At 70.7% G+C, this 21641-nt stretch carries 20 protein-coding genes; 11 read left to right on the forward strand and 9 right to left on the reverse strand.

Features of this window, described 5'->3' with window-relative positions:
• The first annotated feature begins 125 nt into the window (after positions 1-125).
• A complete protein-coding gene (locus LJ657_RS12780; protein ID WP_232648667.1) occupies positions 126-2195 on the forward strand; it encodes an elongation factor G in 2070 nt (689 codons plus the stop codon).
• A 93-nt stretch (positions 2196-2288) separates the two neighbouring features.
• Positions 2289-4145, forward strand: coding sequence for a cellulase family glycosylhydrolase (locus tag LJ657_RS12785; RefSeq protein WP_232648668.1), 1857 nt, complete (start codon positions 2289-2291; stop codon positions 4143-4145).
• A gap of 223 nt (positions 4146-4368) precedes the next feature.
• Here LJ657_RS12785 and LJ657_RS12790 read toward each other — a convergent pair whose 3' ends face one another.
• Positions 4369-5616: a YncE family protein gene (locus LJ657_RS12790; protein ID WP_232648669.1), complete on the reverse strand. Its 1248-nt coding sequence runs from the start codon at positions 5614-5616 to the stop codon at positions 4369-4371.
• 174 nt (positions 5617-5790) lie between these two features.
• Here LJ657_RS12790 and LJ657_RS12795 point away from each other — a divergent pair, with 174 nt between their 5' ends.
• From LJ657_RS12795 to hypA, 9 genes are all read left to right on the forward strand, one after another.
• On the forward strand, positions 5791-6453 hold the full coding sequence (locus LJ657_RS12795; RefSeq protein WP_232648876.1) for a TetR/AcrR family transcriptional regulator: 663 nt from the start codon (positions 5791-5793) through the stop codon (positions 6451-6453).
• A 240-nt stretch (positions 6454-6693) separates the two neighbouring features.
• On the forward strand, positions 6694-8184 hold the full coding sequence (locus tag LJ657_RS12800) for a hypothetical protein (protein ID WP_232648670.1): 1491 nt from the start codon (positions 6694-6696) through the stop codon (positions 8182-8184).
• 1 nt (position 8185) lies between these two features.
• Positions 8186-9274 (forward strand): NADH-quinone oxidoreductase subunit B family protein, encoded by a 1089-nt coding sequence (locus LJ657_RS12805; protein ID WP_232648671.1) that lies wholly within the window; start codon positions 8186-8188, stop codon positions 9272-9274.
• A gap of 67 nt (positions 9275-9341) precedes the next feature.
• Positions 9342-11135, forward strand: coding sequence for a nickel-dependent hydrogenase large subunit (locus LJ657_RS12810; RefSeq protein WP_232648672.1), 1794 nt, complete (start codon positions 9342-9344; stop codon positions 11133-11135).
• Positions 11128-11682, forward strand: coding sequence for a NifU-related iron-sulfur-binding protein (locus LJ657_RS12815; protein ID WP_232648673.1), 555 nt, complete (start codon positions 11128-11130; stop codon positions 11680-11682). Before LJ657_RS12810 ends, LJ657_RS12815 begins: the two co-directional genes overlap by 8 nt.
• Positions 11679-12272, forward strand: coding sequence for a DUF5947 family protein (locus LJ657_RS12820; RefSeq protein ID WP_232648674.1), 594 nt, complete (start codon positions 11679-11681; stop codon positions 12270-12272). Before LJ657_RS12815 ends, LJ657_RS12820 begins: the two co-directional genes overlap by 4 nt.
• Before the next feature lie 41 nt (positions 12273-12313).
• A complete protein-coding gene (locus LJ657_RS12825; protein WP_232648675.1) occupies positions 12314-12520 on the forward strand; it encodes a hypothetical protein in 207 nt (68 codons plus the stop codon).
• 19 nt (positions 12521-12539) lie between these two features.
• On the forward strand, positions 12540-12725 hold the full coding sequence (locus tag LJ657_RS12830) for a hypothetical protein (RefSeq protein WP_232648676.1): 186 nt from the start codon (positions 12540-12542) through the stop codon (positions 12723-12725).
• Between the two features lie 7 nt (positions 12726-12732).
• The gene (gene hypA / locus LJ657_RS12835; RefSeq protein WP_232648677.1) at positions 12733-13071 is read left to right on the forward strand and encodes a hydrogenase maturation nickel metallochaperone HypA; all 339 of its coding nucleotides are present in this window, start codon (positions 12733-12735) and stop codon (positions 13069-13071) included.
• Positions 13072-13126: 55 nt separating this feature from the next.
• On the opposite strand, the gene hypE is transcribed toward hypA, so the two are convergent.
• The 8 genes from hypE to LJ657_RS12875 all read right to left on the reverse strand — a co-directional run bounded on the left by hypE (position 13127) and on the right by LJ657_RS12875 (position 21508).
• A complete protein-coding gene (gene hypE / locus LJ657_RS12840) occupies positions 13127-14194 on the reverse strand; it encodes a hydrogenase expression/formation protein HypE (RefSeq protein ID WP_269786391.1) in 1068 nt (355 codons plus the stop codon).
• A complete protein-coding gene (gene hypD, locus LJ657_RS12845; RefSeq protein WP_232648678.1) occupies positions 14187-15320 on the reverse strand; it encodes a hydrogenase formation protein HypD in 1134 nt (377 codons plus the stop codon). The genes hypE and hypD overlap by 8 nt, the downstream gene beginning before the upstream one ends.
• Entirely contained in the window at positions 15317-15634 is a 318-nt protein-coding gene (locus LJ657_RS12850) for a HypC/HybG/HupF family hydrogenase formation chaperone (protein ID WP_232648679.1), read from the reverse strand. Before LJ657_RS12850 ends, hypD begins: the two co-directional genes overlap by 4 nt.
• Before the next feature lie 3 nt (positions 15635-15637).
• The gene (hypF, locus tag LJ657_RS12855) at positions 15638-17977 is read right to left on the reverse strand and encodes a carbamoyltransferase HypF (protein ID WP_232648680.1); all 2340 of its coding nucleotides are present in this window, start codon (positions 17975-17977) and stop codon (positions 15638-15640) included.
• Positions 17974-18723 carry a hydrogenase nickel incorporation protein HypB gene (hypB, locus tag LJ657_RS12860; RefSeq protein WP_232648681.1) on the reverse strand — a complete coding sequence of 250 codons (750 nt, stop codon included), beginning with the start codon at positions 18721-18723 and terminating at the stop codon, positions 17974-17976. Before hypB ends, hypF begins: the two co-directional genes overlap by 4 nt.
• Positions 18724-18761: 38 nt before the next feature.
• On the reverse strand, positions 18762-19358 hold the full coding sequence (locus tag LJ657_RS12865; protein ID WP_232648682.1) for a hydrogenase maturation protease: 597 nt from the start codon (positions 19356-19358) through the stop codon (positions 18762-18764).
• Positions 19355-21073, reverse strand: coding sequence for a hydrogenase maturation protein (locus LJ657_RS12870; RefSeq protein WP_232648683.1), 1719 nt, complete (start codon positions 21071-21073; stop codon positions 19355-19357). Before LJ657_RS12870 ends, LJ657_RS12865 begins: the two co-directional genes overlap by 4 nt.
• Positions 21074-21139: 66 nt before the next feature.
• Positions 21140-21508, reverse strand: coding sequence for a low affinity iron permease family protein (locus LJ657_RS12875; RefSeq protein ID WP_232648684.1), 369 nt, complete (start codon positions 21506-21508; stop codon positions 21140-21142).
• Between the last annotated feature and the right edge of the window lie 133 nt (positions 21509-21641).

Below are 21641 nucleotides of genomic sequence, written 5' to 3' on the forward strand. Positions count from 1 at the left end.
GCGGTGGCGCCGGCACTGCTGCACTTCAGGTGTCTTGTCGCCGCACCGTCCAGGAGAAGCAATGCGCACATCGCTCATGTCCGCCCAGGAAGGAATGACCCCCTCTTCGAAGGACATGACGCTTCGTGCACTTGCTCAACCTCGGCATCCTCGCCCACGTCGACGCAGGTAAGACCAGCCTGACCGAGCGGCTGCTGCACTCGGTCGGCGTGATCGACGAGCCCGGCCGTGTCGACGACGGGAACACCCGCACCGACACCCTCGCGCTGGAGCGGCGGCGCGGTATCACCATCAAGTCCGCCGTCGTCTCGTTCGCGATCGACGACGTGACGGTCAACCTCATCGACACCCCCGGCCACCCGGACTTCATCGCCGAGGTGGAGCGGGTGCTCGGGGTACTCGACGGCGCCGTACTCGTCGTCTCGGCCGTCGAGGGCGTCCAGGCACAGACCCGCGTCCTGATGCGGACGCTGCGGCGGCTGCGCATCCCGACCCTCCTGTTCGTCAACAAGATCGACCGCCGCGGAGCGCGGTACGAGGGCGTACTGCGCGAGATCTCCGAGCGGCTCACCCCGGCGGTCGTGCCGATGGGGACGGTCGACGGGCTCGGCACACCCGATGCCCGCTTTGTGCCCGGGCTCGCTCTGACGGCCCTCGACGTTCTCGCGGACCATGACGACGACTTGCTCGCCGCCTATGTGGAGGGCGGTGGTATGTCATATGGCGCGGGCGGTGGTACGTCGCATGGCGCCGCTGGTGGCATGTCACATGGCACTGCCGGTGCCATGTTTCATGACCCCCTCCGCGCGGCTCTCACCACCCAGACCCGTCAGGCCCTCACCACCCAGACCCGCCAGACTCTCGTCCACCCCGTCCACTTCGGCTCAGCCATCACCGGCGCAGGCGTGAACGCCCTGGTCACCGGCATCAAAGAGCTCCTGCCGAGGGCGGACGGCGACCCCGACGGACCGGTGTCGGGCACCGTCTTCAAGGTCGAGCGGGGCCCGGCGGGGGAGAAGGTGGCGTACGCGCGCATGTTCTCCGGCACCCTCCGTACCCGCGACCGGATCCCCTTCGGCGAGGCCCGCAAGGAGGGAAGGGTCACCGGGATCAGTGTCTTCGAGCACGGCACCGACGTGCGGGCGGATGCCGTCCCCGCCGGGCGGATCGCCAGGCTGTGGGGCCTGACCGACATCAGGATCGGCGACGCGCTCGGTGAACCCCCCAAGGCCCACGAGCGCTTCTTCGCCCCGCCCACGCTGGAGACGGTGGTCGTCCCGGCCCCGGGCGCGGACACGGGGAAGCTCCGTCTCGCCCTCACCCAGCTCGCCGAACAGGACCCCTTGATCGACCTCCGCCACGACGAGGTACGTCAGGAGACCGCCGTGTCCCTCTACGGCGAGGTCCAGAAGGAGGTCGTCCAGGCCACGCTCGCCGAGGAGTTCGGCCTCGATGTCACCTTTCGGGAGACCACGGTCGTCTGTATCGAGCGGCCGTCAGGATCGGGGGCGGCGGTCGAGTTCAACAAGAAGGACCCGAACCCGTTCCTGGCCACCGTCGGCCTGCGTGTCGACCCCGCGCCGACCGGCTCGGGCGTGGAGTTCCGGCTGGAGGTGGAACTCGGCGCCATGCCGTACGCCTTCTTCAAGGCCGTCGAGGACACCGTCCGCGAGACCCTCGGCCAGGGGCTGCACGGCTGGAAGGTGACCGACTGCACGGTCGCCATGACCCACTGCGGCTACTCGCCCCGGCAGAGCCACGCCCACCAGGGCTTCGACAAGAGCATGTCCAGCACCGGCCACGACTTCCGCTGCCTGACCCCGCTGGTCCTGGCCGAGGCGCTGCGCCGGGCGGGCACCCGGGTGTACGAGCCGATGCACCGCTTCCGCCTCGAAGTCCCGGCCGACACGCTCGGTGCGCTGCTGCCGGTGCTCGCCGCGCTGCGGGCCGTACCGCAGACGACCGAGACGCAGGGTGCCGCCTGCGTCCTGGAGGGGGTGGTCCCGGTCGGCCGGGTGCACGAACTCGGACAGCGACTGCCCGGACTCACCCGCGGTGAGGGCGAGTTGGAGAGCGCTTTCGACCACTACGCACCGATCACTTACGGAACAGTTCCTGAACGTTCGCGCACCGACCACAACCCCCTCAACCGCAAGGAGTACCTGTTGAACTCCACACGTCGCATGGGGAGTTGAGCGGGCCCGGGAGGGGGCGTGGCGAAAAACCTGATACTTACTCAAGAGTCAGAAGTATTGACGTTGTCAGGACATCCCCGGACTGTAGTGAACATGCCGAATATCCGGACACGTCTGCTCCTCGTGCTGGTTGTCCTCTTCGGATCTCTGACGGTGGCGGGCGTGCCGTCCGCCACCGCCGCGACCCTTCCCGACTCCCTCTGGTTCGACGCGTCGCCGCTGACCGTGCAGAACGGCAGATTCGTCGACGGCAACGGCCGTGAGGTGGTGCTGCGCGGCTACAACGTCTCCGGCGAGACCAAGCTGGAGGAGAACAGCGGCCTGCCCTTCGCCTCGGTCGCCGACGCGAAGAAGTCCGCGACCGCGCTGCGCGCTCTCGGCGGCGGAAACTCGGTCCGCTTCCTGCTGTCCTGGGCACACGCCGAGCCCACCCGCGGTACGGTCGACACCGCCTACCTGGCCGCCGTCACCGCGCAGATGCAGGCCTTCCTCGACGCCGGCATCCGCGTCTACCCCGACTTCCACCAGGACCTCTACTCCCGCTACCTCTTCAACTCGGGCAGCTGGTACACCGGTGACGGCGCCCCCAAGTGGGCGGTGACCGCGGGGAGTTACCCGCAGGAGTCCTGCGGCATCTGCCTCTTCTGGGGCCAGAACATCACCCAGAACCAGGCCGTGACCAAGGCGCAGTACGACTTCTGGCACAACAACTACGGAGTGCAGGACGCCTTCCTCGACACCGCCCAGAGGACCATGGCGTACGTCGGACAGCACCTGAGCGCCGCGGAGTTCGCAGGCGTCGTCGGCTTCGACCCCTACAACGAGCCCTACGCCGGCAGCTACGACTCCGGCCAGAGCAGCCGCAGTTGGGAGCAGGGCCTGCTGTGGCCCTTCTACCAGAAGTTCCGGGCCCGGATGGACGCGGCCGGCTGGCAGGACAAACCGGCCTTCGTGGAGCCGAACCTCTTCTGGAACGCCAACATCGACGCGCAGAAGCAGGAGGGCGGGCTGCTGGACGCCGGCACGCTCGGGCCGCGCTATGTCTTCAACACCCACTTCTACGATCAGAAGGCCATCTCCGGGGTCCTGATGTGGGGCAACGCGTCCGACGGGCAGTACGCGACGGACTTCGGGACGGTCCGCGACCGGGCATCGGCCGCGGGAACGGCTGCCGTGGTCAGCGAGTTCGGCCATCCGCTGTCCGGGAACGTGTCAGGCAAGGCCCCGACGGTCGACAAGGCGATGTATCAGGCCCTCGACTCCCGTCTGCCGGGCTCCGGTTGGTGGTCGAGTCCGGCCTCCTCCGGGCCGGTCCTCTCGGGAAACCAGTGGCAGTGGGACATCTACAACGGCCGCCACCACGAGCTGATGAACGACAACGCCGACAAGGTCCAGACCTCCGGTGACGCCTGGAACGACGAGGACCTCTCGGTCGCGAAACTCGACGACTCCGGCGCGGTGACACTCCGTCAGGACGCCCGGCTCCTAGACCGCGTCTACCCGAGTGCGACGGCCGGTACGGCGCTCGCCTTCACCTACGAGGACCGTTCACGCGACGGTTCGACGACCCTGACCTGGAACCCGGTGCCGAGTTCACTGCCGAACGTGTCCCAGTTGGTCGGCGCCGGCCAGTACGGGCTGCTCGTCTGGCGGTCGGGCAGCGGGACGGCGCCCACCGAACTGCATCTGCCCGCCTCCTTCCCGACCTCGACGACCACCGTGGTCTCCGACCTCGGCACGGTCTACGGTCCCCCGGCGTACACGTCGTCCACGCCGGTTGCGGCGGCCCTCGAACCCGGAGGCACGGGCAGCCGGCGCCTCCTGCTCACCGACTCGGACTCCGGCGTCCTGCACTACGCGCTGGTGACGAACGGCGCGACGGCACCGTCGGCGAGCCTGCTCAGCGCGGCCAAGGCCGAACTGTCGGCCTGGGCGGCGGCGCACTTCTGACGCGGGGACTCGGGCGGGCCTGTCCGGGGATCCTCTCCGGCACGCCCGCCCGAGGCGCGGGGGGCGGTGCGACTCGCCTCCCGCATGCGGGCGTACGCGTACACGCAGCCGGCCGGCGACATGACCGGCCGCCGCCGGTGCGTCCGCATCTCGGACCTCCACCGGCACGGGACCGCACGGCAACGGCGCCGGACCTCGTCGTCCGGCGCCGTCCACGAAGAGGTCAGCCGGCCGACGGACCCGTCCAGTCGGCCTTCACATGGCCGAGCCGCACCCGCTGCGGATGGTCCCCGACCGGCACGGACGTGACCTTCTGCCCGGTCGCGAAGTCGATCGCCGTGACCTGGTCGGCGCCGCTCTCGGAGATGACGCAGTCCTTGCCGTCACCGCTGACGGTGGCCCAGTACGGGGTGGACGCCGTGATGAGCGAACCCTCCTGGAGGGTGGCCCGGTCGACGACGGTGGCGTAGTTGTCCATCGTCCCCGCGACGCACAGCTTGCTGCCGTCGGGGCTCATCGAGATGCCGTGGTGGCGCGAGTCCAGCAGCCAGGTGGTGCGGTCGGTGCTGGTCGCCGGGTTCGCCGGCAGCGTCTTCACCCGGGTGATCTTGTCGGCGGCGACGTCGTACTCCAGGAAGCCGTTGAAGAACGACACCTGGAAGTACATCTTCGACCAGTCGGGGGTGAAGGCCGCGGGTCGTACCGCGTCGGAGAAGTCCTTCAGACCGATCGCGTCCAGCCGGTCGCGCATGTCGATGGTCTTCACCGTCTTGTAGGTGGTGGCGTCGACGACGGTGATGTGGCGGTCACCCTTCGTCCAGTCCGCCGACGGGTCGTCGAGGGAGGTGGTGACCTCTCCGATCGACATGTTCCAGATGTACTTGCCGCCGTTGGTGAAGACGTTCTCGTGCGGCTTGTCCCCGGTGTCGAACTCGCCCAGTTCCTTGCCGGTGTTGATGTCCAGCACCTGCACCTTGTTGGCGGTGGACGCGGAGACCGCGACCTTGGTGCCGTCGGGGGAGACGGCCATGTGGTCGGCACGGTAACCGGCGACCGGGAAACGCCAGTTGATTCTGTCGGTGGCCAGGTCGATGGAGACGACGTCGGCGAAGCTGGGCCGGGAGACCACCACGGACGTGCCGTCGGGGGTGGAGTACATGTCGTCGGCGTACTGGTCGTGGCCCTGGCCGACCTGGTTGCGGACGGCCATGTAGTAGATCCACTTGATGGGGTCGGCGTTGATCTCCGCGATGCGCTGTGCCTTGTCGGGAACGACATTGATCTCCCCGACCTTGGCGAAGTCGCCGGTCGCCTTCAGGACGGTGGCGGTGCCGTCCCAGTTGTTGCCCACGAACAGCACGTCGCGCAGCGCTGCGGAGGAGTCCGCGGTGGCGGCGGTCGCGGGTGCGGTGACGGTCAGGACGAGGGCGGCGGCTACGGAGCAGAAGTGCCTGGATCTGAAGGCAGGCATGAGTGCTCTCTCCTCTGTGGACGGGATGTGACGAGGGCATGCCAAAGAAACGGGACTGAATCTGAAAACAAGCTCGTTCAGATTCCTACTTACTGGAAAGTAAGGAAGAGGTGCCCTTCTCCACAAGACTGCGTACACGACAAAATTGGCGGAGCGGGCGACATGGGAGGCTCAGTGGCGGGAAGGCTCAAGGCGCCGACCGGGCGGTACGGCGGCAAGACCGCCGCGGAACGGCAGGCCGAGCGGCACCGGAGGTTCCTCGACGCCGGGCTCGAACTCTTCGGCGGCGACCCCGGCTACCGCGCGACCACGGTCGCGGCACTGAGCGAGGCCGCGGGCCTGTCCACCCGGCAGTTCTACGAGGAGTTCCGCACCCTTGAGGACGTGCTGGCCGCGCTGCACCTCCAGGTCAACGACTGGGCCGAGGAGGCCGTCCTGACCGCGTTCGCCGAGGCGCAGGGTCTCCCGCTGGCCGAGCGCGTCACCGCGATCTTCCGGGCCTACGCCGGGAACGTGACCGGCGATCCACGCCGGATCAGGATCACCTTCGTCGAGATCATCGGTGTGAGCCCACGCCTGGAGGAACAGCGCCTGGCCCGCCGCTCCCGCTGGGTGGACCTCATCTGCGCCGAGGCGGACGCGGCCGCCGCCCGGGGAGAGGCGGCCCCCCGCGACTACCGCATCGCCGCGACGGCCTTCATCGGCAGCGTCAACGGACTGCTCCACGACTGGAGCGCCGGCTGGGTGAACGCGACGCTCGACGACGTGGTGGACGAACTGGTCCAGCAGCTGCTGGCGATCCTGCGTCCGCCGGGGTGGGCGACGGCACGCTCGTGATCGCGAGCGCTCATGGCCTCTGACCCCCTGGGACGGGAGCCCCGGAGCGGCCGGGACCTGTGACGACGTCCGCCACGGATCGGCCGACGACACCCCCATGTCCTCCGCCGCTGCCCTTCTGACCACTCCGAGTCACCCCTCGAACGGCCCAGTGATACTGCGCCGGAGGAGGCGAGGGTGCGTGGGCGATGTGACCGTGGTGGAAGGCATGGGCGTGCACGCGGATGACGAGGAGGCGCGATGCCGGAGGGTTCGGTCGAGGGCGGCATGGCGTCCGTTGCCACGAGGGACGGGCCGGACCTGCCGGCGCGGCCCCGGAACGTCTTCGAGCAGTTGAGCGCCGTCGCCGACGCCGTCCTGTATGAGGGATACCTGCTCTATCCCTACCGTCGGTCGTCCGCCAAGAACCGCGTCCGCTGGCAGTTCGGGGTGCTTTTCCCCCGGGCCTGGGTGGAGCAGGACGGCCCGGTCGTACCAGGAGTCTCCGGCTCCGCCGACTCCTGGTACCAGCAGACCGAGTGCCTGCTGAGGGTCCGAGAGCCCGGCGCGACACTGCGGGTGCGGCTCCGATACCTGCAACTGCAGCGCAAGCAGGTGGAGGAGACCGGCGAGAACGGCGGCCGGCGCTCCGTCGAGTCACTGCGCACCGATGACGGCACGGTGCATCTGACCTTCGACGAGGCAGTGCCGTGCGAAACGGACATTGCGGTCCCACTGGAGGACCTCCTTCAGGACGAACGCACTGTCTTCGCGGGGGCGGTGGCCGACACGGACATCGAGCCGCTGCCCTCAGGCGCCGGGCGCGTGGTGCGCCGTCGCGAGGAGGTACGCGCGAACGTCACCCTCGGCGCCGAGAGATTGGGGCAGAACCTCTGCCGTCTCCGCGTACGCACCACGAACACGGGACCTGAGCCGGACTCGCGGGCCCCCCGCGAGGAAGCGCTGCGTGGCGCGCTCATCGCCGCCCACACCCTCATCGGCGGTGACGGCGTCGAGTTCGTCTCGCTGATCGATCCGCCCGAGGAGTTGCGCGCACATGCGGGCGCCTGCCGGAACGCATTCACGTTCCCGGTACTGGGTGGTGAACCCTGCACCTCCGGCGTCGGCGCCACGGGACACGTCCTGCTCTCCTCGCCGATCATCCTCCCCGACCATCCGCAGGTGGCCCCGGAGAGCCCGGGTGATCTGCACGACGCCGCCGAGATCGACGAGATCCTCACGCTGCGCACGATGCTGCTGACGGACGAGGAGAAGCGCGAGGCGCGGGCCACCGACCCACGGGCCGCCGCGATCCTCGACCGGGTCGACACCATGCCCCCGGAGGTCTTCGCGCGGCTGCACGGCGCCGTCCGCTCCCTCGCACCGGCCACCCCGCGGCCCCCGCTCATCGAACGCCCCACCTGGTGGCGGGAAGGTGCCGACGACGGCCTCTCCCCGTCCACCGACACGGTGCTCGTCGACGGCGTGCCCCTCGGCGGCGGCAGCCGGGTACGGCTCCGCCCCCGGGGACGGGGCGCCGACGCCCAGGACATGTTCCTGGCCGGGCGGACCGCCGAGGTGGCCGCCGTCCTCCACGACGTGGACGGCAGTGTGCACCTCGCCGTCACGCTCGACGACGACCCCGCGGCCGAACTGCACAGCTGGTACGGCCGCTTCCACTACTTCCGGCCCGACGAACTCGAACCACTCCAGCCGACCGACTCCGACACCCCCCGCAGCGGAGGCCGTTGACATGACAACGCACAGCAGTACCACCGAGGTCAGCGGCGAACCCGGCCGCGACGAGGAACGGCAGGGCTTCGACGAGATCCACATCCTCTGGATCTCCGAAGGCATGAGCTGCGACGGCGACACCGTCTCCCTGACGGCCGCCGACCAGCCCTCCATCGAGGACCTGGTCCTCGGCCTGATCCCCGGTCTGCCGAAGGTGAACCTGGTCAACAAGGTGCTCTCCCCGAGCCTGGGCGGCGAGGACTTCCTCGCCCCCTACCGGGCGGCGGTACGCGGCGAGCTGGCCCCGTTCATCCTCGTCATCGAGGGCTCGATCCCCAACCAGAACATCATCGAGGGCGACGGCTACTGGACGTCCTTCGGCAACGACCCGGAGACGGGCGAACCGCAGACCCTCAACTGGTGGATCGACCAGCTGGCCCCCAAGGCCTGGGCGGTGGTGGCCGCGGGCACCTGCGCCACCTTCGGCGGCATCCACGCGATGGCCGGAAACCCGACCGGCTGCATGGGCCTGGCGGACTACCTGGGCTGGGACTTCAGGTCCCAGGGCGCCCTGCCCGTGGTGAACGTCCCCGGCTGCCCGATCCAGCCCGAGAACTTCATGGAGACCCTGATCTGGGTTCTCTACCATGCGGCCGGATCCGCACCGCCGCCCCCGCTGGACCACATGCTGCGCCCGCAGTGGCTGTTCGGAAAGACGGTCCACGAGGGCTGCGACCGCGGCTCGTACTACGAGCAGGGCACCTTCGCCAAGGACTACAACTCACCCAAGTGCCTGGTGAAGACGGGGTGTTGGGGTCCGGTGGTCAACTGCAACGTGCCCAAGCGCGGCTGGATGGCCGGTATCGGCGGCTGCCCGAACGTCGGCGGCATCTGCATCGGCTGCACGATGCCCGGCTTCCCCGACGCGTTCATGCCGTTCATGGACGAGCCGCCCGGCGGGACGCTGTCGTCGATGATCGTCAAGCCCTACGGGGCCGTCATCCGCCGGCTGCGCGGCTTCACGAACGAGCTGGTCAACCACGAACCCAGGTGGCGCCACAACAAGCGGAAGCTGACCAGCGGTTACGACCCGCACTGGCGGCCCTGACACCGCGCGAGCCACACCCGACACGGACGGACCCACGGAACACCGACAGCGAGGGGCAGTAACAGCAATGACCACAACCGAGGCCCGGCCCACGGGACGCAAGCCGCCGCAGATCGTGGACATGTCCTGGGACCCGATCACCAGGATCATCGGAAACCTGGGGATCTACACGAAGATCGACTTCGCCAACCGGGAAGTCGTGGAGTGCCACAGCACTTCGTCGCTGTTCCGTGGCTACTCCGTGTTCATGAAGGGCAAGGACCCCCGGGACGCGGGCTTCATCACCTCCCGCATCTGCGGCATCTGCGGCGACAACCACACCACCTGCTCCGACTACGCCCAGCAGATGGCCTACGGGGTCAAGCCGCCGCGGCTCGCCGAGCACATCGTCAACCTCGGCGAGGCGGCCGAGTACATGTTCGACCACACGATCTTCCAGGACAACCTGGTGTTCGTGGACTTCTGCGAGGCCATGGTCAAGGCCACCAACCCCGGTGTGCTGGCCCGCGCCGAACGCAGCGACGCCCCCCGCGGGGACATCCACGGCTACCGGACGATCGCCGACATCATGAAGGCCTTCAACCCCTTCGAGGGCGAGGTCTACAAGGAGGCCCTGAAGGTCAGCCGGGTCACCCGTGAGATGTTCTGCCTGATGGAGGGGCGGCACGTCCACCCGTCCACGCTGTACCCCGGCGGCGTGGGCACGCTGCCGCAGCCGACGGTCTTCACCGACTACCTCAGCCGGCTCATGCGGGTCATCGACTTCGTCAAGAAGGCCGTCGCCATGAACGACGACGTCTTCGACTTCTTCTACGAGGCACTGCCCGGCTACGAGGAGGTCGGCCGGCGCCGCATTCTGCTGGGCTGCTGGGGAGCGTGGCAGAACCCGGACGTCGTCGACTACCGCTACGAGAACATGAACCGGTGGGGCAAGGCGATGTACGTCACCCCGGGCATCGTGGTCGACGGCGAACTGGTCACCAACAACCTCGTCGACATCAACCTCGGCCTGCGGATCATGCTCGGCAGCTCCTACTACGAGGACTGGGTCAACGAGCAGCCCTTCGTCACCCATGACCCGCTCGGCAATCCGGTCGACATGCGCCACCCGTGGAACCAGACCACCGTCCCGGTGCCGCAGAAGCGCGATTTCGACGACAAGTACAGCTGGGTGATGAGCCCGCGCTGGCACGACTCGCGGACCGGGGACCACCTCGCCCTGGACACCGGCGGCGGCCCGCTCGCCCGGCTGTGGTCGACCGCGCTCAGCGGACTGGTCGACACCCCGTACATCAAGTCCACCGGCCACAGTGTGCGCATCTCGCTGCCCAAGGGCGAATCGCTGCCGGAGACGACCCTGGAGTGGCGCATCCCGAAGTGGAGCAACACCATCGAACGGGACCGCGCCCGTCCGTACTTCGTCGCCTACGCCGCCGCCATGGCCCTGCAGTTCCTGGAGGAGGCGATGGGGCTGGTGCGGGACGGCGACACCAAGGTGTTCGAGAACTTCGAGGTGCCGGACGAGGCGATCGGCTGCGGCTTCCACGAGGCGGTGCGGGGCGTCCTCTCCCACCACCTGGTGATCAAGGACAAGAAGATCGCCAACTACCACCCGTACCCGCCCACTCCGTGGAACGCCAGCCCCCGCGACAAGTTCGGTACCCCCGGCCCCTACGAGGACGCGGTCCAGGGGCAGCCGATCTTCGAGGAGAACGGGCCGGACGACTTCAAGGGCGTCGACATCATGCGCACCGTCCGCAGCTTCGACCCCTGTCTGCCGTGCGGTGTCCACATGTACGTCGGCAAGGGCAAGACGCTGACCACCCTGCACTCGCCGACCTACGGGGCGAACCATGGCTGAGGCCGAGCACCTGGCCGAGCGGCTCGCGGACCCGGCCGTCGAGGCCAGGCTGACCCGGCTCGACCAGCTGCTGGAGGAACTCCAGTCCGCGCCCGGGCCCGCCACCCGCTCCGCGGTCGAGACGGGACGGCTGCTGACCGAGGTCTACGGCGAGGCGCTCGCCCGGGTCATGGACCACGCGGACGCGCACCTGGCCGAACGCCTGGCCGACGACGAGCTGCTGGGGCATCTGCTGGTGCTGCACGAGATCCACCCGGAGCCCGTCGAGCGCCGAGCCGCCCGCGCGGTCGAGCGGCTGCGGCCCGCCGTCCAGGAGCGCGGCGGCGACGTGGAGTGGGCCGGCGTGGACGGAGAGGTGGGCCGCGTGCGGCTGACGGCGGGCGGCGGCTGTGGCTCAGGATGCGGCGGCGGGACCGGCGACGTCACCGCCGCGGTGCGGGAGGCGGTGCTCGCCGTGGCCCCGGAACTGACGGAGGTGGAGCCGGTGCAGACCACGGCTCCGGCTTTCGTACCGCTGGCCACGCTCACCCACCGAGGCACACCGTGACCACGGAGGGAGCGCTCGCACGCCTCATCCGCTCCGCCGAACCCACGCCGACGGCCGAGACGGAGCGGTGCGACCTGTGCGCCGCTCCGGTTCCCGACGACCACCGGCATCTCTACGACACGGCGGCCGAGGAGGTGCGCTGCGCCTGCGGCCCCTGCTCGGTGCTGTTCGCCGACGGCGGCGCGGGCGACGGGCACTACCGGCTCGTCCCCCGCAGGCGGATCCGGCTCCCTCGGGTGGACACTGAGGTTCTGGGCGTGCCCGTCGGCCTGGTCTTCTTCGTGCCCCGGGCGGACGGCACGGTCACCGCCGAGGGCCCGAGCCCGGCCGGGGCCATGCGGTGGGAGATCGACGCGGGGGCCTGGCGGCGGCTGACCGTGGAGTGTCCGCAGCTGGCCTCCGTGCAACCCGACGTGGAGGCACTGCTCGTGAACACCGTCCACGGCCTCGACCACCACTGGATCGTGCCGGTCGACGACTGCTACCGGATGATCGCCGTCGTACGCCGGGAATGGCGCGGCCTGTCCGGCGGCGGCCGGATCTGGCCCGCCGTCGAGCGGTTCTTCGACGACCTCACCGAGCGGCCATGACCACGACTCCGCGGCGCGGAGACGAGGAAGGAGAACACCTCATGGGCAACATCAGAGTCGGCCGAGCCCAGGCCAAGCCCGACTCGACCGGGCACGTGTCCGGCATGCATCAGGGCAACCGAGGGCCGTACGGCCACCAGACCGGGCATCACGAGGACGGCACCGCCGACGCGCGCCGCTCCACCGGGATCCATTGGAAGCGGCACGACGCTCTGCTGGAGGTCATGCCCAACATCCCGCCGGGATGAGAGACAGCAGGGAGCCGGAATGAACGTCCAACGAGCAGACCGCGCACAGAGCGGGACGACGGGGCGGCAGTTGCTGATGGCCGAGGCCGTTGTGGCCGGTGCCGTGGCCCTGGCGCTGTTCGTCCGGGAGCTGCCGAGCCTGAGGCGCGAGTTGCGTATCTACCGAATGGCGGGTGGCTTGCGCGCAGGCCACCGCTACCCGTGAGCCGACCGTGCACGAGTTGTCGATCGCGACCGCGATCATCGACCGGGCCGACGAGCTCGCCCGGGCGGACGGGACGGACACCGTCTCGGCGGTGACCGTCCGGGTCGGCGAGCTGGCCGGGGTCGTACCCGACGCGCTGAGCTTCGCGTTCGAGGTGGCCCGGGAGGGCACCGCCCTGGCCGCGGCCCGGCTCGTGGTGGAGCCGGTCCCGGCGCAGGCCTACTGCGGCGCGTGCGCCCAGGAGTTCCCGGTGGGCATGCCCCCGTTCTTCTGGTGCCCGCACTGCGATCAGCCCTCCACCGACCTGCGCAGCGGCCGGGAACTGGAGATCACCGAAATCCAGTGACATGCACGGGGCCCCGCCGGAGCTCGATGCTCCGGCGGGGCCCCGTGCGTCCGGGTCAGCAGATCCGCGGCAGCTGCTCACCCAGCGGCAGGTCCACCACCCGGGTACCGCCGAGGCCGGTCGAGACCACGACCATGCCGGGGTGCTCGGCGACACACTCGCCGATCAGCGTGGCTCCGGCGCCCTGCGGGTGAGCGCGCATCGCCGCGAGGACCTCCTCCGCCGCGGACGGGGGCACGAAGGCGACGAGCCGGCCCTCGTTGGCGACGTAGAGCGGATCGAGGCCCAGGAAGCCGCAGGCGTTGGCGACGGCGTCCGGTACGGGGATGGCCCGCTCCTGGAGGCGGACACCGGTCCCGGAGGCGCGGGCGATCTCGTTGAGGGACGCGGCCAGACCGCCACGGGTGGGGTCGCGCAGGACGTGGATGTCGGGCGTGACCTTCAGCATGGCCGCCACCAGGCCGGCGAGCGGCGCGGTGTCGCTGGCGAGCTCGACGCCGAACTCCAGTCCCTCCCGGACGCTCATGATCGCCACTCCGTGGAGACCGATCGGACCGCTGACGATGACGGCGTCACCGGGCCGCGCACGCTGGGGACGGACGTCCACCCCGTCGGGGACGAGCCCCACACCGGCGGTGGTGACGTACACACCGTCGCCGTGCCCGGACTCCACCACCTTGGTGTCACCCGTGGCCACGACGACCCCTGCCGTCTCGGCCGCCGCGCCCATGGCGCGCGCGATCCGCTCGACCACGGTCAGCTCCACGCCCTCCTCCAGCACGAAGGCGGCGGACAGGTAGGCGGGCCTGGCACCGCTCATCGCGAGATCGTTGACGGTGCCGTTGACCGCGAGGTCGCCGAGGCTCCCGCCGGGGAAGAACAGCGGCCTGACCACATAGGAGTCGGTGGAGAACGCCAGCCGAGCGCCGCCCAGTTCGAGGACGGCGGAGTCGGCGAGCGCGGAGAGGATGGGGTTGCCGTAGGCGGGGGCGAAGACCTGCTCCATCAGCTCGGCGGACAGGGCACCGCCTCCGCCGTGCCCCATGACCACCACGGGCTGGTCGCGAAGGGGCGCGGGGCAGGTCCAGTTGGCGGGGTCGACGGTTTCGGCGAGTTCAGGCAACGGGGTTCATCTCCTCGCGCGCAGCCTGCGGCGTCGCGGCGTTCATCCGGCGGTACAGGTAGTAGGCCGCGCAGGCACCCTCGCTGGAGACCATGGTGGCGCCGAGCGGGGTGCGCGGGGTGCAGGTGGTGCCGAACGCGGCGCACTCGGTGGGCTTGATCAGCCCCTGGAGCACCTCGCCGGCGCGGCACTCGGCGGGCTCCTCGGTGCGGATCCCGGTGACATCGAAGCGGTGCTCCGCGTCGTACGCGCGGAACGCCTCGGTCAGCCGCCAGCCGCTGAGGGGGATGCGTCCGATGCCCCGCCAGTTGCGGTCGGTGACCTCGAAGACCTCCTCGATCATGCGTACGGCGGCCGGGTTGCCGTCCGCGCGCACGGCACGTGCGTAGGCGTTCTCCACCCGGTGCTCACCGCGCTCCAGTTGGCGCACCGCCCGGCGGATGCCCTCCAGGATGTCCAGCGGCTCGAAACCGGTCACCACGAGCGGCACCCGGAACCGCTCGGCAAGCTCGGGGTACTCGCCCGTGCCCATCACGCTGCACACGTGCCCGGCGGCCAGGAAGCCCTGCACCCGGCACTCAGGGGCCGTCATGATGGCCTCGACGGCCGGTGGTACCCGTACGTGCGACACCAGCAGGCTGAAATTGGTCAGCCCCAGGCGGCGCGCCTGGTGCACCGCCATCGCGTTGGCGGGGGCCGTGGTCTCGAAGCCGATGGCGAAGAAGACCACCTCCCGGTCCGGGTTGCGGCGGGCCAGCTCCAGCGCGTCGAGCGGGGAGTACACCACGCGGACGTCGCCGCCCTCGCCCTTGACCCGGAACAGGTCCCGGTCCGTTCCCGGCACCCGGAGCATGTCGCCGAAGGAACAGAAGATCACCCCGGGACGCGCGGCGATCTCCAGCGCCTTGTCGATGACCTCCAGCGGGGTCACGCACACGGGGCAGCCGGGCCCGTGGATCAACTCCACCTGCTCCGGCAGCAGTTGGTCGATGCCGTGCCGGATGATGGAGTGCGTCTGCCCGCCGCACACCTCCATCAGGGCCCACGGCCGGGTGGCGGTGGCACGGATCTCGTCCAGCAGCCGCCGGGCCAGCTCGGGATCGTTGAACTCGTCGATGTACTTCACCGGGCCTCGCTCTCTCGGGATTCCTCGGTCACGGCGGCGACTCCCGCGTCCCGCGAGGCCTGCTCCCAGGCGTCGCCGAACTCCTCCTCCAGCAGCCCCAGTTCCTCGAAGAGCTGGAGGGAGGCCAGAGCCGACTCCTCGTCCAGACGCTGGAGCGCGAACCCGACGTGGACGATGACGTACTCACCCACCCGCACGTCCGACACGTACTCCAGACACGCCTGCTTCTGCACACCGCCGAAGTCGATCAGCCCGGTGAGCGGGTCGGCACTGTCGTCGATGGACACGACCTTGCCGGGCACTGCCAAACACATGGGTCACTCCTCTTGTCGTTGGTGCGCCGCGACCACGAGTTGTCCAAGGGCCAAACCGCCGTCGTTCGGGGGGACTTCACCGTGCCGCAGCACCGCGAAGCCGTTCTCGGCCAGCAGCCGCGTGCACTCCTCCTCCAGCAGCGCGTTGGCGAAGACCCCGCCGCTGAGGGCGACCGTGGCCAGGCCGGTGTCCCGGCGCGCCTGCCGGGAGATCTCCAGCACGGCCCGGGCGACAGCGCGGTGGAAGCGCGCGGCGAGCACGGGGACCGGCGTGCCGCGCCTCAGGTCGGCGACCAGTGCGCTGAGCACCGGTGCCGGGTCGAAGGTGCCTGAGGCGATGCCGAAGGCGTACGCCGAGGTGTCGGCGCCCCGGGCCGAAGCGGCCGCGGCCTCCAGCTCCAGGGCGGCCTGGGCCTCGTATCCCGCGCGATGGCACACGCCCACCAGGGAGGACACCGCGTCGAAGAGCCGGCCCATGCTGGAAGTCGCCACGCAGACCACCTGGCGCGTCAACTGCTGTTCCAGGACTGTCAGTTCGGCGGGCGAGCAGGCGGCGACGCAGGGCAGGTCCTTGTCCCAGGGGAGACCTGCGGCCCACAGCCGGGCCAGAGCCAGCCGGCACGGGTTGGCGACCCCCGCGTCTCCGCCGGGCAGCGGGGCGGGGGAGAGGTGGGCGAAACGCCGGTGGCCCGTGTAGTCGGCGAGCAGGACCTCGCCGCCCCAGACGGTGCCGTCGTCGCCGTAGCCGGTGCCGTCGAAGGCGACACCGATCACGGGCGTGGTGCCGTCGAGGCCGTGCCCGGCCATCGCCGAGGCGATGTGCGCGTGGTGGTGCTGAACGAACACGGGTGTGCGCGCGGCCAGTTGGGCGGCCCGGCGGCGGGCCCAGCGGGCCGAGTGGTAGCCGGGATGCCGGTCGGCGGCGACCACTTCGGGCGTGACGCCGCTCAGCCGCCGGATGTGCCCCTCCGCCCGCTGGGCGGCCTCCAGAGTGGCGAGATCGCCCATGTCGCCGATGTGCGGGCCGAGCCAGGCATGGTCCCCCTCGCCCACGCACAGCGCGTTCTTGAGGTCGCCGCCCACCGCGAGCGCGGGTCGCACGACGACCGGCAGCCGCAGTGGGCGGGGCACATACCCCCGGGACCGGCGCAGCACCTGCTCGGTGCCGTCGGCCCGCACCCGCAGCAGCGAGTCGTCGCACGGTGAGGAGATGGTCCGGTCGTGGGTGAGCCAGGCGTCGGCCAGCCCGTCGAGCCGGGTCAGCGCCTCCTCGTCGTCCGTGACGATCGGTTCCCCGGACCGGTTGCCGCTCGTCATGACCAGCACGCGAGGGCCCGGCGGATCGCCGGGCAGCCCCAACAGCAGGGCGTGCACGGGGGTGTAGGGCAGCATCACGCCGAGCTGCGGGCTGCCCGGGCACACGCCGGGAGCCAGACGGACGCCTTCGGCCGGCGTCCGCGGGCCCAGCAGGACGATGGGGCGGCGGGGGCTGGTGAGCGCCGTGCGCTCGGCCGCGGAGACCTGGGCGATCAGGTGCACGGTGTCGAGATCCGCGCACATCACCGCGAACGGCTTGCCACCGCGCTCCTTCCGGCTGCGCAGTGTGTCGACGGCTCGTGTGTCGGTGGCGTCGCAGGCCAGGTGATAGCCGCCGAGGCCCTTGACCGCGAGGACCCGTCCGGCCGCGAGCAGGGCCCGCGCCGCCGCCAGGGCGTCGCCGTCCCGCGCAGGACGGAGCCCGCTGCCGGCCGCGGGCACCAGGCGCAGCCGGGGACCGCAGTCCGGGCAGGCCACGGGCTGGGCGTGAAAGCGGCGGTCGGCGGGGTCGCCGTACTCCCGGGCGCACGCGGGGCACATCGGGAAGCCGGTCATCGTGGTCAGGGCCCGGTCGTACGGCATCCCCGTGGCGATGGTGAAGCGGGGGCCGCAGTGGGTGCAGGTGACGAACGGGTGCCGGTGGCGGCGGTCAGCCGGATCGGCCAGCTCCCGCAGACAGTCCTCGCAGGTCGCCGTGTCGGGCGGGAGCTGGGTGCGGCCCGCGGACCGCTCGGTGGCACGGATGGTGAAGGGGGCGTCGGCACCGGTGGCGGTCAGGTCCTCGACGCCCACGCCGGTGACGGCGGCCAACGGCGGAGGCTCCGCGGCCAGCCGCTCGCAGAAACGGTCGACACCGTCCGGCGGGCCCTCCACCTCGATGAGCACGCCGCTCGCGGTGTTGCTCACGAATCCGGCCAGGCCGAGATCGGTGGCCAGGCGGTGCACGAAGGGGCGGAAGCCCACGCCCTGCACCGTGCCGCGCACCACGACGCGGCGGCGTACCGCCTGCGCGGCCGGAGCGGTCACGAGACGCGGCCGGCCGCGAGTCCCGGGGCCTGCGGCGCGTGCTCGTGGCGGTGGGGGTGCGGAGCGAGGGGAGGCCGGTGCACGGGGCCCCCGTCCCGTGCGGCGAGCACCCGCTCCAGCACGGTGGCGACACCGCCGCCGTCACGGGCGCAGGACCGTACGACCTCCACCCCGGGGTTGACCCGCTGCACATGCGCGGTGAAGGCGGCCTCGTCGAAACCGGCGGGCTCGGCCAGGTCGGTCTTGGTGAGCACCACCAGGTGGGCGGAGCCGAAGGCCGTGGGGTACTTCAGGGGCTTGTCCTCGCCCTCCGTGACCGCCATGAGCACGATCCGCAGACTCTCGCCGAGGTCGTAGGCCGCCGGGCAGACGAGGTTGCCGACGTTCTCCACGAACAGCACCGCGGTCTCCGCGGGCAGCCAGCCCTGCACATGGCCGGTGAGCTGCCGGGCCTCCAGATGGCACAGCCCGTCGGTCAGCAGCTGTTTGACCGGCGCCCCCGACCGGGCCAGCCGGTGGGCGTCGTTCTCGGTCGCCAGGTCGGCGGTGAGCGCGGCCACCGGGATGCACCGCTCCACCGCCAGGGCCAGCACCCGCCCGAGCAGTTCCGTCTTGCCGCTGCCCGGGCTGGACAGCAGGTTGACGACGGTGACCCGGCGCCGGGCCAGTTCGTCGCGCAGGCCCGCGGCCAGGCCGTCGTTCTTCGCCAGGACGGCCTGGGTGACGTCGTCCATGGACTCGCACATGGGCGCTGCTCCTCGCGGTCGATCGGGGACGGGGTGCGTCACCGATCTTCGACGCCGCCGGCCACCGGGAGCGGGACCTCGGCCGAGGACGAGTCCGTGGATTCGTCCGGGCGGCTCAACGAAGGCGTGGCCGTGGGGTCGGCGAGCAGCACCGGGACCAGGGTGTGCAGGGCGGCGACGGCCCTGTCGACCGCATCGCGAACCGGTGCGCTGAGGCCCGGGGTGATGTCCTCGTCGCCACGGGGCCGGACCTCGGGCTCGCAGGCGAGGAGGAGGACCCGTGGCAGCGGCTCGTCGCCCAGGTGGGCGGCCAGGGCCAGCACCTTGGCCGGATCCATGCCATGTGCCTCGGGCGGGGCGGCGCCCGTGGTGCCGTCGGGGGGTTCCGGCTCGATCAGCGACAGGGTGCCCGGCCGGTGTCCCCGCGCGGCCGCGTCGACCAGGACCGCCGTGTCGTAGCCGTCCAGCAGTTCGTAGGCGAGATCCATGCCGCGGATGCCGAAGTCCCGCACACGGACCTCGGGAGGCAGGGGCCGCCGGTCCAGGGCTTGGATCACCTCGGGCCCGAAGGCGTCGTCCGCGAGGAAGATGTTGCCGACGCCCGCCACCAGCAGACGGGTACCGGACCGCGTCACCGCAGACCCCCGTCGACCTGGTCGCCGGCCGGGGCCAGGGGCCGGGCACCGCCGCTCGGGAGCTTGCGGACGAAGGCCGAGCGCAGGGCGTGGTACGGGGCGTGCGGATCGAAGAAGATGGCGCGCATACGGGCGAGTTCGTCCCGCCGGTACTCCGAGAGCGGCTGCTGTTCCTCGTCCGCCCGGCGTGCCGCGGCCTTCGCGGCGATCTGCCGCGCGAGGTCCGGGTCACGGGCGACTTCGGCTGCCAAGCGCTCGATCTCGGCGGTGAACTCCTGTGCGGAGACCTCCACCAGACGGTCCACCAGGCCGATCCGTGCGGCGGTCGCGGCGCTCACCGGCAGCGCCTCGGTCGTCAGCCGCCGGGCCGTCTCGGTACCGACGCGGCGCGGCAGCGTGTACGTCCAGAACTCCGACCCGTACAGACCCATCCGCCGGTAGTGCGGGTTGAGGACCGTGCCCGCACGGCACCACACCTGGTCGGCGGCGAGGGCGAGCATGACGCCGCCGGCCGCGGCGTTGCCGCCGAGCGCCGCCACCACCATCCGGTCGGTGGTGCGCAGCACCGCCTCGACCAGGTCGTCCATGGCGTTGAGGTTGGACCAGGACTCGCCCGCGGGGTCGGCGGCCGCCTCGATGACGTTGAGGTGGATGCCGTTGGAGAAGAAGTCGCGGGAGCCGCCGAGCACCAGCAGCGAGGTGGGGCGGGTGAGCGCGTAACGGTAGGCGGCGAGCAGTCTGCGGCAGTGGTTGGTGCTCATCGCCCCGCCGGGGAAGGAGAAGGTCAGAAATCCGATGTCGCCGTGCTGCCGGTAGCGGATGTCGGTCCAGGTGTTCCGCTCGGCGGGCAGGTCGAGCGGTGCCCCGGCTTCCGGCAGGAACGGAACGGGGAAAGAGGCGAGCACGGACGCCGCCGGACGGCGGAACGGCGCGGGGTCGCCGGAGTTCTTGCGGGGCCGCAGCTCGGGAATCCATACGGCCCCGTCCCGAGTGGCCCGGCAGACCGCCCCGGCGCGCGTCGCGAGCAGTTCCCCGGGGCGTCCGCGCAGCCGGTCCTCGGGATGCCCGCCGTGCAGGAACACCTCCCGGCCGCAGAGTTCGTCCAGGACGCCCGGCTGAGAGTCGGCCCCGCGGAGCTTGCGCAGGACCGTCCCGGTCGTGTCGTTCTCCCAGTCGATCCTTCGCCGCTCCCGGCGGAAGGGGTCGCGCCACACCACCCGGATCGCGGGATCGCTCTGGGCCTGCGGCTTGTACGAGCCGTCGGCGTACCGGCGTACCGCCTGCAGGACGGCGGCCGAGGCGGCGTCGGAGGCCTCGTTGCGATACAGGTCGCTCTTGCCGACAGGCGGCACCGGGAAGGGCTCGGTCGCCCACACGTCGCCCGCGTCCATGACCGCCTCGGCCTGGAGCACCGTCACCCCCCAGTGCGAGGCGCCCTCGGCGATCGCCCAGTCCAGGGAGGACGGCCCACGGTCGCCGGGCGGTCCCGGGTGCACGATGAGACAGGTGTGCTCCCGCCAGACGTCCTCCGGCAGCGCCGTCTTCAGCATCGGAGCGATGATCAGTTCCGGTCGGGTTTCGTGAACGGCGGTCCGGATCGCTTCGGTGCCGTGCGAGGCGAGCACGACGTCCACCCGGTGCCCTTCGTCCGACAGTTCCGCGTACACACGCTGGGAGAGGCTGTTGAACGCGCTGGCGACGAGCAAGATGTCCATGACGCGGAATGATCGTCGCAATGCGGAAGGTCGAGAAGGACCGCTGCGGCGTTTCGTTGTCGTGCGTCAGGTCTCTTCCTCCATCCGGATCGCATTGCGCAGGTTTTCGAACGCCTCGCTCTCGTTGCCCCGGTGCACTTCGAGCAGTGCGGCGGCGATCGCGTCGAGCTTGCGCTGGACCGCGTGCTCGGCACGCATCTCGGCGTTCTTCAGCAGCGCCAGGAGCAGCAGCGTCACCGCGGTCATGGACCCGCTCGCCAGCAGGAGCAGTTCGATTCCCAGGTGCGCCAGGTGGGAGGCCAGGAAGAAGGCGATGAGAATCAGACAGACCAGGAAGAAGAGCGGAGAGCTGGTGAAATTGGAGGCGTACTCGGCGAATTGATCGAACCGGCCGCGTCGCGGGCCACCCCGCTGAACGGGACTCTTGAAGGTCATGAGCGAGCCATACCCCGCCGTCCGCACGGACGGCGCCCGTGGCCGACCCGAGGACGCGGTTGCACTCGGGTGGGGCAACCCCGCGGGCCGGCCGTCTCGGCCCGTGCCCGGCGCCGGACCGCCGAGACCGGTC

The organism is Streptomyces guryensis (assembly GCF_021261325.1).
Lineage (GTDB): Bacteria > Actinomycetota > Actinomycetes > Streptomycetales > Streptomycetaceae > Streptomyces > Streptomyces guryensis.

Excerpts from the sequence above, each read along its gene's own strand:
- LJ657_RS12790 (WP_232648669.1), bottom strand. The coding sequence starts at position 5,616 with ATGCCTGCCTTCAGATCCAGGCACTTCTGCTCCGTAGCCGCCGCCCTC.
- LJ657_RS12830 (WP_232648676.1), top strand. The coding sequence starts at position 12,540 with ATGAACGTCCAACGAGCAGACCGCGCACAGAGCGGGACGACGGGGCGG.
- hypB (WP_232648681.1), bottom strand. The coding sequence starts at position 18,723 with ATGTGCGAGTCCATGGACGACGTCACCCAGGCCGTCCTGGCGAAGAAC.
- LJ657_RS12870 (WP_232648683.1), bottom strand. The coding sequence starts at position 21,073 with ATGGACATCTTGCTCGTCGCCAGCGCGTTCAACAGCCTCTCCCAGCGT.
- LJ657_RS12825 (WP_232648675.1), top strand. The coding sequence starts at position 12,314 with ATGGGCAACATCAGAGTCGGCCGAGCCCAGGCCAAGCCCGACTCGACC.
- LJ657_RS12800 (WP_232648670.1), top strand. The coding sequence starts at position 6,694 with ATGCCGGAGGGTTCGGTCGAGGGCGGCATGGCGTCCGTTGCCACGAGG.
- LJ657_RS12815 (WP_232648673.1), top strand. The coding sequence starts at position 11,128 with ATGGCTGAGGCCGAGCACCTGGCCGAGCGGCTCGCGGACCCGGCCGTC.
- LJ657_RS12850 (WP_232648679.1), bottom strand. The coding sequence starts at position 15,634 with ATGTGTTTGGCAGTGCCCGGCAAGGTCGTGTCCATCGACGACAGTGCC.
- LJ657_RS12810 (WP_232648672.1), top strand. The coding sequence starts at position 9,342 with ATGACCACAACCGAGGCCCGGCCCACGGGACGCAAGCCGCCGCAGATC.
- LJ657_RS12805 (WP_232648671.1), top strand. The coding sequence starts at position 8,186 with ATGACAACGCACAGCAGTACCACCGAGGTCAGCGGCGAACCCGGCCGC.
- LJ657_RS12785 (WP_232648668.1), top strand. The coding sequence starts at position 2,289 with ATGCCGAATATCCGGACACGTCTGCTCCTCGTGCTGGTTGTCCTCTTC.
- LJ657_RS12875 (WP_232648684.1), bottom strand. The coding sequence starts at position 21,508 with ATGACCTTCAAGAGTCCCGTTCAGCGGGGTGGCCCGCGACGCGGCCGG.